Raw genomic sequence first — 13344 nt, forward strand, 5'->3', positions numbered from 1 at the left:
ATACTCGTGCCGGTTCATCCGGCACGGGCAGTCGGCCCCCAGAGCATGCTCGACCCCGGAATCAATTTCGGCGCCGTAGTCGCTGCTTCGGCGCCATGCGTCGGCGCCAGCGGGTAGGAGGCGGTACCTGTGAGCTGGGCTCGGGGCTCGGGGCAGGCTCACCAAAACCTCGCTCTGATCCTCGTACGTTTTCCAGTACGCGGTTCCCCTGCTCATCAATCATGCGGGTCAGCGCCTCCTGAGCGACACCAAAGGCAACGGCCCAAGCGATGATCTGCGCGCTGTTATCCAGCGCTGAAAGCCCTGGTATGAATTCGCCATGGATCACGATGAGGCCGATCAGAGCGGACAACGCACCGATGGGGATTCGCAAGAACAGCAACCCGAGCGGCACCATGTACGGGCCTGCCGTACCCCGAATATGCCGGACTGATGCGGCACCTGCCAAAGTGGCCGAGCACATTCCGACCAATGCCACAAGCAGAACGTCGGCGCCACCCGCCACGTCATCCACTTCCAGCATCCCGTCATCTTCTACGGGCTTCCCAACGGGGCATACATGAATTGTTTCTCCAGACTTATAGGGATTGACAGGATCGAAGCACAACTTGTCCGCCACCGCAGTGGGGTTCACATACCCTGACCAGACGAACAAAGTGACGATCAACGATGTGACAAAAAATGAGACAAGAATAATGTCGCGAAAGTTTCGAGCCCTGGCTATCTCCGCTTCCTGTACATGGTTGGCTGCATGCAGGACACTGATCGCCAATTCTCTGAATCCGGTGTCCAGGGTATTTTCATTTTCGCGCAGATGCTCTTCGAGAAGCTTCAATCGCGGGTCTTCGTCTCCCAGATGATGCAGGCCGTGAGAAAGTACGACTGCTCCTCGCCAAGCCAACTCCTCGTCAGGCGTCAACTGCAGAAGCAGCAACTCTGCCTCATGAATGTTCGCCAAGGCTCGATCCACCGCTGATCCTGACCACCAGGCAATCAGGTTTGCATCCTCCTCCACCGCATCTCGCGCCGCCCCCAGGATCACATTCACCTTGTCTATGAGCTTCCGATCAGGGGACGGCGAGCCCACCCGTGCGGCATACCTGTCAACCTGCGCCTGCAACTCGGCAATGTGAGCGGCTCTTCGCTGCCGCCAAGCGCCCCTCTTGCCTCGTGCAGCGACATCCGACCGACCACGCTCGGCGCGAACAGCAGCACCCTCCGAGTCAATTGGTTCGACTACGGCTGCCACGCGCCCCCAGGGGAGCCTCATGCCACAAGTAGAAAGGCGGGCCTTCCGGTCCGCAAGCCGTAATATCGTTGATTCTTGCATAATGAGCACGACGTCCATTGAATATGGAACTTCAAGGATCGCCGACCAGACCCGGGCCTTCGAGTGCATTGCGGTGTCAGGGGCGGCAGCCCCATGACCGCTTGCGCCCAGCCGCGCGACGGGGCGTCGACCGACCACCGCCCGAAGATGACCCGGTATGACTATTGACGAGCGGCACTGCTGAGCGCCCCCTTGTTGACCCCCTCTTTACCTGTCACTCTGAGAGTCCCCCCACTTGTGAATTTGTGAATCCATGAACAATCGGTGCGGGGGCACTTCAGGAGGTGGCTCCATCCATGCTCGTACGTGACGCCATGAGCACCGTGGTCCTCACCATCGGCCCCACCCACACCCTTCGCCAGGCAGCCGCACTCATGTCCACCCGCCGGGTCGGCGCGGCCGTGGTCCACGACCCGGACGCGGGCGGCATCGGCATCCTCACCGAACGCGACATCCTGAACTCCGTCGGCCTCGGCCAGAGCCCGGACTCCGAACGCGCCCATGACCACACCACCACCGACGTCGTGTTCGCCGCCCCGGCGTGGACCCTGGAGGAGGCGGCCCGCGCCATGGCGCACGGCGGCTTCCGGCATCTGATCGTCCTGGACCGCGGCGAGCCCGTCGGCATCGTCTCGGTCCGCGACATCATCCGCTGCTGGGCACCCGTACGACAGCACGTGCCGGCCTGAGCACACACGACGGGCCGGGTCCCCGAAGGAACCCGGCCCGTCCGCCACGGCAGGCGATCCAGTGCTGGTGTCAGCCGCGCAGGGCCTGGACCGCGGCCTCCAGCCGCTTGCCGAAGTCGTCGTCCGCCCGGCGGAAGTTGCCGATCGCCCGCTCGACGATGTCCTGGCGCGAGACCGGCACCATGGCACCCGCCAGGTTGGCGATCAGCCGCTCCTTCTCGTCCTCCGACATCAGGCGGTACAGGTCGCCCGCCTGCACGAAGTCGTCGTCCTGCGCGTGGGCCGGGGCCTCGTGGTTGCCGGGGCCGGCCGTGAAGCCGGTGAACGGCCGCCACAGCGGGCGGTCCGTCTGGGCCGGGCCGCCGAAGCTGTTCGGCTCGTAGTTCTTCGCACCGCCATGACGGCCGTCGTACAGGAAGCCGTCACGGGAGTTGGTGCGCGCCTCGGTGGCGTGCGGGCGGTTCACCGGCAGGTGGTCGGCGTTGATGCCGACGCGGTAGCGGTGGGCGTCGCCGTAGGCGAACAGACGGCCCTGGAGCATCTTGTCCGGGGACGGGCCGATGCCGGGCACGAAGTGCGCCGGGGAGAAGATCGACTGCTCGACCTCGGCGAAGACGTTCTCCGGGTTGCGGTTGAGCTCCAGCCTGCCGATCTCGATGGGCGGGTAGTCCTCGTGCGGCCACACCTTGGTGAGGTCGAACGGGTTGAAGCGGTACGTCGCCGCGTCCGCCGCCGGCATGATCTGCACCTGCACGGTCCAGCTCGGGAACTGACCGCGCTCGATCGCCTGACGCAGGTCGCGCTGGTGGGAGTCGGGGTCCGCACCGGCGAGCCGGTCGGCCTCCTCCTGGGTGAGGTTCCTGATGCCCTGGTCGGTCTTGAAGTGGTACTTGACCCAGAAGACCTCGCCGGCCTCGTTGTTCCACTGGTAGGTGTGCGAGCCGTAGCCGTTCATGTGGCGGTACGACGCCGGGATGCCGCGGTCGCCGAACAGCCAGGTCACCTGGTGCGTCGACTCGGGGCTCAGGCTCCAGAAGTCCCAGACGTTGTCCGGCTCGGTCGAGCCCGTGTACGGATCGCGCTTCTGGGTGTGGATGAAGTCCGGGAACTTGATGGCGTCCTTGATGAAGAACACCGGGGTGTTGTTGCCGACGAGGTCGTAGTTGCCCTCCTCGGTGTAGAACTTCAGCGCCCAGCCGCGCGGGTCACGGACGGCGTCCGCCGCGCCGAGGTTGCCGGCCACCGTCGAGAAGCGCAGGAACGTCTCCGTCTGCTTGCCGACCTCGGAGAGGAACGCGGCGCGCGTGTACCGGCTGACATCGGCGGTCACCGTGAAGGTGCCGTAGGCGCCGGCGCCGCGCGCGTGCACCACCCGCTCCGGGATGCGCTCCCGGTTGAAGTGGGCGAGCTTCTCCAGCAGGAGCTGGTCCTGGACGAGGACCGGGCCGCCGATGCCCGCGGTCTCGCTGTTCTGGTTGTCGGCGACCGGAGCACCGGCCTCCGTCGTGAGCGGTCCCTGGGTCACGTGCGCCTCCTGCGTCGTTTCGAGCAACTCCGGCCACTCCTGTCCAATGGCCAAAGACGAGCTCGATCCTAACCTGGACTTTGTCCAAGTCAAGCTGAGCTCTAAAGTCACACCCGTTCGGAACCTGGTCCTCCTCTGTTAAGGTGTCTGCATGAGTGACCTTCTGGAACGGCTGCGCGGACGCGGATGGCGGATGACCGCGCAGCGGCGCGTCGTGGCCGAGGTTCTCGCCGGCGACCACGTCCACCTGACGGCGGACGAGGTGCACGCGCGGGCCGTCGCCAAGCTGCCCGAGATCTCCCGGGCGACCGTCTACAACACGCTGGGCGAGCTGGTCACCCTCGGTGAGGTGCTCGAGGTCGCCACCGACAAGCGCGCCAAGCGGTACGACCCGAACGCCCACCGGCCCCACCACCACCTGGTCTGCGCCCAGTGCGGCTCCATCCGGGACGTCCACCCCACGGGCAACCCGATGGCCGACCTGCCCGACTCCGAGCGCTTCGGCTTCACGGTCTCGGACGTCGAGGTGACGTACCGCGGCATCTGCCCGAACTGCTCGAAGGCCTAGGCGGCCACCTTCTCCGAGCCCCGGCACCGATGAGTGCCGGGGCTTCGTGCTGCCCGGGGTGAGGTGCGGGCGGGGCGGGATGCGGTGGGGTGCGGGCGGGGTTCCAGAATCTGACGGACCGTCATATGGTCAACGGCACCCACACGTCCGTACCGCACTCCGCAAGGAGACAGAAGTGGGAGAGCCGTACCCCAAACTCAGCGCGAACGACCTGACCCGCACCTTCGGCCGAACCCCCCGCACGGTCGAGGCCCTCGGCCCCCTCGATCTGACCGTCGCCCACGGCGAGTTCGTCTGTGCCGTCGGCCCCTCCGGCTGCGGCAAGTCGACCCTGCTGCGCATCGCCGCGGGCCTGCTCCGCCCCAGCACGGGCACCCTGGAGATCCGTGCCACGAGCCCACGACCGGCAGCCATGATCTTCCAGGACTACGGCATCTACGACTGGAAGTCCGTCCGCGCCAACGTCCGCTTCGGCCTGGACATCCAGCGCGTCCCGCGCCGCGAGGCGAACGCCCGCGCCGACGACTGGCTGGCCCGCATGGGCCTGTCCGACTTCGCGGACGCCTACCCTGCGGTCCTCTCCGGCGGGATGCGCCAGCGCGTGGCGATCGCCCGCGCCCTGGCCGTGGAACCCGAGATCCTGCTGATGGACGAGCCCTTCGCCGCGCTCGACGCCCAGCTGCGCACGATCCTCCAGGACGAACTCCTGGACATCACCCAGTCCTTGCGGACGACCACGCTCTTCATCACCCACAGCCTGGAGGAGGCCATCGTCCTCGGCGACCGCGTCCTGGTCATGTCCGCCCGGCCGGGCCGGATCATCGCCGAGCACCGCCCGCCCTTCCCGCGCCCGCGCACCGGCGATATCCGCGCCACACCCGAGTTCACCGCTCTGAAGAGCGAACTGTGGGACCTGCTGCGGAAGGAGGCCGTGCCGGCATGACGACGCTCACGAAGCCGCCCGCCGAGTCGGTCCTGGTCCGCCGCCCGGGCCCACGCGAACTCCGTCCCACCCGCACCCACCGCCGCCGGCGCGCACTGGAGCTGTCGCTGGCGCTCGCCGTGCCCGTCGTCCTGCTCCTGCTGTGGCAACTGGCCGCGGTCCAGGCCTGGATCGACGACCGTGTCTACCCGGCCCCGTCCACGATCCTCGCCGACGGCTGGGACCGGGCCGCCGCCGGCGAACTGTGGCCGGACGTGTGGGCCACCCTGAAGCGGGTCCTCGCCGGATACGCGGTCGGCACTGCGGCGGGCTACGTCCTGGGCCTGCTCATGGGCTCCCTGTCCCTGGTACGCGCGGCGCTGGAGCCGCTGCTGGACGCCCTGTACGTCGTACCGAAGCTGGCCCTGCTGCCGGTCTTCCTGAACATGTTCGGCCTGGGCGAGGGCCCGCAGGTGGCCCTGGTGGCGGCGACGGTGTTCTTCTTCGTGTGGATCTCGACCATGTCGGCGGTGATGTCCGTCCCGTCCGGCCACCGCGACGCGGGCCAGGTCTTCGGCGCCTCGCGACGGCAGATGTTCCGCCATGTCCTACTGCCCGCGTCTCTCCCCTCCGTGCTGGTGGGCGCACGCATCGCCGCGGGCGTGGCGGTGCTGGTCATCGTCGCCTCGGAGCAGATCGCCGCGACGAACGGCCTGGGCCATCTGATCTTCGACTCGCGCGCGCTCTTCCAGAACGACGTCATGTTCGTCGGCATCGTCTGCGTCGCGATCCTGGGAGTCCTGTTCTCCGAACTGATCCGCTTCGCCGGCCGCCTGCTCACCCCCTGGGCACCGAGGGACCGAGGAAGGGGCCAGTCATGAGAGGAAGGCCACATGTGTACGGCGTCCTCCTCGCCGCGGGGGCCCTGCTGGCGTCGGCGGCGTGCTCGTCGCCGTACGAGTCGGACTCCTCGTCGAAGGCGGCCGCCGGCGACCGCACGATCCGGCCGGTCGAGGGCTGCGGCGCGAAGGCATGGACGGACCCCGAGGACCTCTCCCCCACCCGCACGCCGGCCCGCTGTCTGCCCGGCACGCCTTCCCCGCAGCCGCTGTCCGAGGCCCGCAAGCTGACGATCGCCACGGGGACGCTGAGCGCGGAGTACGTGGCTCCGCTGCAAGTGGCTCTCGACAAGGGGGAGTTCAAGAAGGAGGGCCTCGACGTCACGCTGAAGGTCCTGCCGACCCCGGACGCGCTGCCCCTCCTGGCGAAGGGCGACATCGACGCGCTGTGGGCGGCCCCGGAGGCGGCCGTCATGAACGGCGTCAAGGGCGGCTTCGACATCAAGTGGGTCGCCGGGAACTTCTCACCGGCGCCGAAGTCGAAGAGCGGTCTGTGGGTGCGCCTGAAGGAGGGCGAGAGCGCGAGCCGGGTGGCGATGGCCGGCCGCAGGATGGGCACGATGATCGGCAAGGGCTCGGTGATCGCGTACCCCATGGAGAAGGCGCTGGAGAAGCACGGCGGCGGCCTCGCCGACATCCAGTACCAGCAACTCGGCTCGGCCGACGTCCTCACGGCCCTCCAGAACGGCGGCGTGGACTCCGCGTGGCTCCTGGACCCGGTCTGGCGCAAGGTGGACGGCGAGCAGGGGTACGCCTTCCTCGGCGGCCAGCCGCGGGGCGAGCCCCTGGGCGGCATGCTCTACGGCCCCGCGCTCCTCCAGGACGACGTGGACGCCGGGGTGGCCCTCCTGAGGGCGTACATCCGCACGCTGAACTCGTACTTCGCCTCGGACTACAAGCAGGATGCGAGCTTCGTCACATACCTCGCGAAACTCCTCAAGGCGGAGGAGTCGATCCTCGACTCCACCCCGTCCCTGGTCATGGACTGGGAGATCCGCTCCGGCACGACGACCCGCCTCCAGTCGGCCTACGAGGCCCAGGGCGTGGCCGAGGGATCGTCTCTGCCGGAGTCCCGAACGGTGAACCGAGCCCTGTACGAGGAGGCGGTGGGCCGCCAGCCCTGACGCACTTGGCCCGCAAAAACACCCAGGGCCGGGATCCCTATGGATCCCGGCCCTGGGCCTTCAGTAGCGGGGACAGGATTTGAACCTGCGACCTCTGGGTTATGAGCCCAGCGAGCTACCGAGCTGCTCCACCCCGCGTCGGTGAACGCAACATTACGTCAAGACCGCGAGCAGAGGCAAATCGCTTCCGCTGAGCCCGTCCGGCGTTTGGGGAAGGGGCCCGTTCAGGGCCGAAGCGGGGGTCTGGGGGCGCAGTCCCCAGAGACGTCGGCCGAGCGCCACGCACCCGCACGCCCCTCAGCCCCGCTCACGCCGACAGTTCCTCCCGCAGAGCGTCCCGCAACCGCGCCGCCCGCTCGGCGACCTCGGCCGGCCCCAGACTCACCGCCCGGTCGGCCCACCGCTGCCCCTCCGCAAGCTCACCACGACGCGCGTAGACCAGGGCGAGCCGCAAAGCCGACCGCCCGTGCCCGGCGTCAGCCGCCCGCGTCCACCACACCGCGGCCTCGGGCTCACTGCCCTCCCTGGCCAGCAGCAGCCCCAGGTTGAACGCACCGTTGCGCGACCCGGCCTCGGCGGCCACCCGGTACCACCGAGCCGCCTCCACGACATCCCCCCGGGCCGCGGCCAGCATCCCGACCCGGACCTGCGCCCGCCGATGCCCCTGCGAGGCAGCCCGCTCGTACCACTCCTCGCACTCGGCCTTCTCCCGCACCGGCTCGCCCAGCTCATGCGCGGGCTCCGGCGGCCGCCGGGCATCCAGCACGGTCGCCAGCCGATACGCCCCCTCCGCACTGCCGCCCCCGGCCGCGCACCGCAGATGCCGCTCCGCGGCCGGCTCGTCCCCGTCCCGCAGCCGCGCGATCCCGACCTGGAGCGCCGCCTCGGTGTGCCCGGCGGCAGCCGCCCGCTCGTACCACCGCAGCGCGGCCCGCTCCTCGCCCCGCCCGGCGTACAGGATCCCCAGGTTGAACGCGGCGTCCACGCTCCCCGCCTCCGCGGCCTTGGAGAACCACGGCTCGGCACCCGTCGCGTCCCCGACCTGGAGCAGCAGGATCGCCAGGGCGTTCGCCGCCTCGCGATGCCCGGCGTAGGCCGCCCGCCGGTACCACTGCTCGGCCTGCGCGGTACGCGTCTGCTCGGCGCAGAGCAGCCCGAGGTTGTACGCGCCGTTGACGTCACCGGCGTCCATCGCGGCGCGGTACCACCGCTCGGCGGTCTGCGTCTCCCCGCGCTCGGCGTGCAGCGCACCCAGCGCGTTCGCCGCGTTGCCGTCGCCGTCCTGCGCGGCCCGCAGCCACCACACGGCGGCGCTCTCGGTGTCCCCCGCGTCCCGCAGCAGGAACCCGAGCGCGCAGGCGGCGCGCGCCTCACCGTCCTTGGCGGACGTCAGGTACCAGCGCCCTGCCTCCTTGAGCTCTCCGCGCTTCTCCAGGATCGCCCCGAGGTGCAGCGCGGCCCTGCGGTGCCCGCGCGCGGCGGCCTGCCGGTACCACTGCTCGGCCTCGTCCAGCACGGCCCCGTCCGGCTCGACACCGTTGTCGGCGCCGTCCTCATCCGTCCGCGTCACCTGCCGGTCGAGCGCGCGCGCCAGCCGGTACGCCGCCTCCCGGTGCCCGCGCTCCGCCGCGACCCGCATCCACTGCTCGGCCCGGTCGTCGCTGCGGTGCTCCAGGAGATCGGCGAGGGCGTACGCGCCGAGCGTGTGCCCCTGCTCGGCGGACTGCCGCAGCCAGTACTCGGCGGCGGGCTCGTCGCCCCGCTCACGGTGATGGCGCCCCAGCGCGTGCGCCGCGGCGGCCGACCCGGCGACGGCGGCGATCCGCCACCAGCCGGCGGCCTCGTCGGGGTAGCCGCGCTGATGCAGCAGCACTCCCAGGTTGTTCGCGGCCGCCCGGTCCCCCGCCGCGGTCGCGGCCCGCAGATGCGGCTCGGCTCCGTCGAGATCGCCGCGCCGCAGCAGCATGGCCCCGAGTACGCTCATCGCCTCGACGTCACCGGTCTCCGCGGCGAGCAGCCGGCGCGCCTCCTCGGCGGCCTCCCCCGTCTCGTCCTGGTCCGCCGGCCGGTCGACGGCGAAGTCGGCCTCCGGTCGTGCGAGTTCGGCCGGCGGCCGCGAGACATCGTCCTTCGGACGCGAGGCATCGTACTCAGGCTGCACCATTTCGCCCGCCGACTGCACAAAGTCGGCAGGCTGCACAAACCGCCCTGTCTCCAACAGAGTTGCCTTGTCCCCCATAACGTCCATCGTCGCACCACCTGCAACCCGGGTACACCTGGTATACCGCAGCCCGTGAGGTCACTTCAGCGTTTTGTCGACATGCCCACAGAGAGACAAGTCAAACACAGTTCACCCAACTCCCCACGGCGGCACGAGCGTCCCGGCCCCCGGCACATGCGTTCGCACACCACGAAGGCCCGGATCCTTGGAGGATCCGGGCCTTCGCTGTCGTACGAAATGTTCGCCGACTTCAGTAGCGGGGACAGGATTTGAACCTGCGACCTCTGGGTTATGAGCCCAGCGAGCTACCGAGCTGCTCCACCCCGCGCCGTTGTGAAGCAACCGTATCACGGCGCAGGGTGGGCTGTTCGATCAACCTGGCGTCCCTAGGTGCCGGTGGGACTGCCGCTCGGTTTGGGACTTGAGCTCGGGCTCGCGCTCTCGCCGCCGCCGCCCGCGCCGCCGCCGGTCTTGTCCGGCTGCGACTGTGCGTCCTCGGCCCGCCTGAGCGCGTCCTCCAGATCCTTCTGCGCCTTGCCGTACGCCTCCCAGTCGCCCTTCTTCAAGGCGTCCTGGCCGGCCTCGAAGGCCTTCTGGGCGTCGTCGAGCGCTTCTTGGACCGTCGGGTTGCTGGACGTCGGCGGAGGTGTCGTACCGCCGACGTCCTCCTCGCCCTCGTCCGGCGGCTGGGGGGTCGCGCCCTCCGCTCCGAAGACCTTGCTCAGGGCCGCGTCGAGCGTGTCTTCGAAGGCGGTGGTGCCGCCGTAGGACACCAACACCTTCCGCAGCAGCGGGTACTTGAGTCCACCGCCGCGTACGTAGACCGGTTCCACATAGAGCAGTCCGCCGTCCAGTGGCACCGCGAGCAGGTTGCCGTACTCGACCTCGGAGTCGCCGCCTCTGAGCAGCCTGATGGTCTCGGCGATGTCCTGTTCGGAGTTGAACTGGCTCTGGACCTGACTGGGCCCGTTGACCGTGGTGTTGGTCGGCAGTTTCAAGATTCTGATCTTGCCGTAGTCAGCGGTGCCGGCCTCGGCGTCGACGGCCATGAACGCACTGAGGTTGTCACGGCCGTTCGGTGTGAACGTCGTCGTCAACGAGAACGCCTGCGCCGCCTGGTCCGGCATCTTCATGCTCAGGTAGTACGGCGGTGTCGCGCTGCCCGACTTGTTGGTCGGGTCGTCCGGCACCTGCCAGACCTCGCTGCCGCTGAGGAACGTCGTGGCGTCCTTCACGTGGTAGCGGGTGAGCAGCTCGCGCTGGACCTTGAACAGGTCCTGCGGGTAGCGCAGATGATCCATCAGGTCCTTGGAGATCTTGCTCTTGGGCTCCACGGTGTCCGGGAAGGCCTTCATCCAGGTCTTCAGGACCGGGTCCTTGGTGTCCCACTGGTAGAGCTCGACCTCGCCGGTGTAGGCGTCGACGGTCGCCTTCACCGAGTTGCGGATGTAGTTGACCTGGTTCTGCTGGGCCACCACCGCGCGGTTGTTGTTGGTGGCGGTCAGCGAGTCGGCCGTGGTGTCACCGAGGGTCGTACGGGACGAGTACGGGTAGCCGTTCGTCGTCGTGTACGCGTCGACGATCCACTGGATGCGGTTGTTCACCACCGCCGGGTAGGCGTCTCCGTCGATGGTCAGCCACGGGGCGACCGCCTCGACGCGCTCCTTGGGCGTGCGGTTGTACAGGATGCGCGAACCGTCGCCGATCGCACCCGAGTACAGGATCTGCGGCTCACCGAACGCCACCGCGTACGCGGCCCGGTTGACCGGGTTGGAGAGGCTGACGCCGCTGTCGCCCTTGTAGCTGTAGGTCTTCTCACCACTGTCGTCGGAGTAGTCGATCTCCTTCTGGGGACCGCCGACGATGGAGTACATCGTGGTCTTCTCGCCGTAGTAGACCCGCTGCTCGTACGTCCCGAGGTCACCCTTGGACGGCAGATCCGACTCGGTGAACTCCGGCCTGCCCTGCGAGTTCGCGCTGGTGCCCTTGGCGGCGACCACGCCGTACCCGTGGGTGTAGCGGAAGTGGTCGTTGATCCAGTTCCGCTTCGGGATGCCGTTGAGGTTGATCTCACGCAGACCGATGACGGTGTCCTGGTCCTTGCCGTCCTTGGCGTACCGGTCGACGTCCAGGTTGGTCGGGAACGCGTAGTAGTTCCTGATCTGCTGGAGCTGCTGGAACGTGGGCGAGACGATGTTCGGGTCCAGGATGCGGATGCTCGCCGTGGCGTCGACGTCGTCGCGCAGCTTGGTCCTGTCCTCGGTCTTGCTCGTGCCGGGGTACTCGGTGACCTGGGTGCCGTCGATGCCGTACGCGTCGCGCGTCGCCTTGAGGTTCTTCTCGACGTACGGCGCTTCCTTGGCCTGCTCGTTGGGCTGGACCTGGAACTTCTGCACGATCGCCGGGTACAGACCGCCGATGAGGATCGCGGAGAGCACCATCAGGCCGAAGCCGATCACGGGCAGCTGCCAGGTGCGCCGCCACAGGGTGGCGAAGAACAGCAGCGCGCAGATCACGGCGATGCAGAACAGGATCGTCTTGGCCGGCAGGTAGGCGTTGGCGTCGACGTACCTGAGGCCGGTCCAGTTGTCGGTCGCCTTGAAGTCGCTGGACTTCACCGCGAGTCCGTACCGGTCGAGCCAGTACGCGACGGCCTTCAGGGCGACGAAGATGCCGATGAGGACCGACAGGTGACCGGTCGCGGCGGCCGTGGCACGCGCGCCCGGGCTGGTGATCCGCAGCCCGCCGTACAGGTAGTGGGTGAGCGCGGCGGCGATCACCGAGAGGATCGCGGCGGCGAAGCCGAAGCCGAGCAGGAACCGGTACCAGGGCAGGTCGAAGGCGTAGAAGCCGACGTCCAGGTGGAACTGCGGGTCCTTCTCACCGAAGGGGACGCCGTTGACCCACATCAGCCACGTCCGCCACTGGCTGGAGGCGGAGGCGCCGGCGATCAGGCCGACCAGGGCGGTGATCGCCAGCAGCAGCCACTTCTTGTACGGCGCGATGCCCATGCGGTAGCGGTCGAGGCTCTGCTGCTCCATCGACATGGCGCTCAGCGGCGGGCGCAGCCGGTGCGCGAGCCAGATGTTGAAGCCGACCGCGAGGGCCATCAACAGACCGAAGACGAAGAAGAGTCCGATCTTCGTCCACAGCGTGGTGGTGAACACCGAGGAGTAGTTCACCGACCGGTACCAGAGCCAGTCCGTCCAGAAGCCCGCGAACATGGTGAAGGCCATGCCGAGGACGGCGAGCACGCCCAGCGTCATGAGCAGGGTCCGGACACGCCGGGACGGGCGGCCCACTCTGATCCGTGGCCCGGTCGGGCCTCCGCCGCGGTCCGGCATCTGGAAAGCCAAGGTTCGCACCCCGAAGTTCGCTCTAGGTCTGGGTCAGGCCCGCGTCTTCGTGGACCCTCCGTGGCCCCCCGTGATCGTGGGCCCACATCTATGCAACTTACTCACCGTTTACTCGGTTCCCGATTCCGGCCAGGAACGAGAGAGGATTGTGACCATGTCCAACACTCCCATGGCTGCCAACCCGCTCACCCGGGCCGTCCTCGAGATCGACGAGTACGCCTCCGGCCTCGGCTGGGACCAGCCCGCCCGCCTTTTCGCCCTCGTCGACACCGCACGGCTGCGAGTCCAGGAACCCGGCCTCGCCGCCCAGCTCGGCCTGGGGGACGAGGAGGAGTCCTCCGGCCTGACCCCGATCGAGCAGGACGAAATGCCAACGGGCAAGCAGCTCGACGAGTTCCTCGGCACGATCGCCTGGCCCGACGCGGTGGCCGGCTGCGCGCTCACGGTGGAGCGTCTGATGCTGCCGCCGTCCGCCGAGGCGCAGGTTCCGCAGGGCCTGAGCGACGCCAAGCTCACGAAGTGGGTGGCGGACCACCCGGACCGTCAGGAGGTGCGCATGACGGTCGCGGTCCTGCGCGACGGCACCCGCGAGTCCGCCCTGCGCCTGCGCGAGAAGGACACCCCGACCGAGGTCCTCACCGGTCCGGACCTGGTCCCCGGCCTGGCGGACGCGCTGAAGGCGACCTTCGAGGACTGAGGTCCTCCGGTAC

Annotated in this window: 10 protein-coding genes and 2 tRNA genes; 6 read left to right on the plus strand and 6 right to left on the minus strand. The window is 68.6% G+C overall.

Going from position 1 to position 13344, the window contains the following annotated elements; all coding sequences use genetic code 11:
- Positions 1–61: 61 nt before the first annotated feature.
- Positions 62–1048 (minus strand): hypothetical protein, encoded by a 987-nt coding sequence (locus tag AC3ETA_RS04935; RefSeq protein ID WP_432191565.1) that lies wholly within the window; start codon positions 1046–1048, stop codon positions 62–64.
- A 578-nt stretch (positions 1049–1626) separates the two neighbouring features.
- Between AC3ETA_RS04935 and AC3ETA_RS04940 the strand changes: the two genes are divergently transcribed.
- Complete coding sequence (locus AC3ETA_RS04940) at positions 1627–2019, plus strand: CBS domain-containing protein (RefSeq protein ID WP_432191566.1); 393 nt, start codon at positions 1627–1629, stop codon at positions 2017–2019.
- 70 nt (positions 2020–2089) lie between these two features.
- Here AC3ETA_RS04940 and AC3ETA_RS04945 read toward each other — a convergent pair whose 3' ends face one another.
- Positions 2090–3544, minus strand: a complete 1455-nt coding sequence (locus AC3ETA_RS04945) for a catalase (protein WP_432191567.1) — start codon at positions 3542–3544, stop codon at positions 2090–2092.
- Positions 3545–3695: 151 nt separating this feature from the next.
- Here AC3ETA_RS04945 and AC3ETA_RS04950 point away from each other — a divergent pair, with 151 nt between their 5' ends.
- From AC3ETA_RS04950 to AC3ETA_RS04965, 4 genes are all read left to right on the plus strand, one after another.
- Positions 3696–4112, plus strand: a complete 417-nt coding sequence (locus AC3ETA_RS04950; RefSeq protein WP_432191568.1) for a Fur family transcriptional regulator — start codon at positions 3696–3698, stop codon at positions 4110–4112.
- 175 nt (positions 4113–4287) lie between these two features.
- Positions 4288–5055 carry an ABC transporter ATP-binding protein gene (locus tag AC3ETA_RS04955; protein ID WP_432191569.1) on the plus strand — a complete coding sequence of 256 codons (768 nt, stop codon included), beginning with the start codon at positions 4288–4290 and terminating at the stop codon, positions 5053–5055.
- Positions 5052–5915: an ABC transporter permease gene (locus AC3ETA_RS04960; protein WP_432191570.1), complete on the plus strand. Its 864-nt coding sequence runs from the start codon at positions 5052–5054 to the stop codon at positions 5913–5915. Before AC3ETA_RS04955 ends, AC3ETA_RS04960 begins: the two co-directional genes overlap by 4 nt.
- Positions 5912–7057 (plus strand): ABC transporter substrate-binding protein, encoded by a 1146-nt coding sequence (locus tag AC3ETA_RS04965; protein ID WP_432191571.1) that lies wholly within the window; start codon positions 5912–5914, stop codon positions 7055–7057. Before AC3ETA_RS04960 ends, AC3ETA_RS04965 begins: the two co-directional genes overlap by 4 nt.
- A 64-nt stretch (positions 7058–7121) precedes the next feature.
- Here AC3ETA_RS04965 and AC3ETA_RS04970 read toward each other — a convergent pair.
- The 4 genes from AC3ETA_RS04970 to AC3ETA_RS04985 form a co-directional block, all read right to left on the minus strand.
- A tRNA-Met gene (locus AC3ETA_RS04970) sits at positions 7122–7195 on the minus strand.
- A 169-nt stretch (positions 7196–7364) separates the two neighbouring features.
- Positions 7365–9305: a sel1 repeat family protein gene (locus tag AC3ETA_RS04975; protein ID WP_432191572.1), complete on the minus strand. Its 1941-nt coding sequence runs from the start codon at positions 9303–9305 to the stop codon at positions 7365–7367.
- Between the two features lie 227 nt (positions 9306–9532).
- A tRNA-Met gene (locus AC3ETA_RS04980) sits at positions 9533–9606 on the minus strand.
- A gap of 58 nt (positions 9607–9664) precedes the next feature.
- Positions 9665–12622: a UPF0182 family membrane protein gene (locus AC3ETA_RS04985; RefSeq protein ID WP_432191611.1), complete on the minus strand. Its 2958-nt coding sequence runs from the start codon at positions 12620–12622 to the stop codon at positions 9665–9667.
- 166 nt (positions 12623–12788) lie between these two features.
- Between AC3ETA_RS04985 and AC3ETA_RS04990 the strand changes: the two genes are divergently transcribed.
- Complete coding sequence (locus AC3ETA_RS04990; RefSeq protein ID WP_381460846.1) at positions 12789–13331, plus strand: PPA1309 family protein; 543 nt, start codon at positions 12789–12791, stop codon at positions 13329–13331.
- Positions 13332–13344: the final 13 nt, after the last annotated feature.

Source organism: Streptomyces sp. bgisy027, assembly GCF_057710365.1.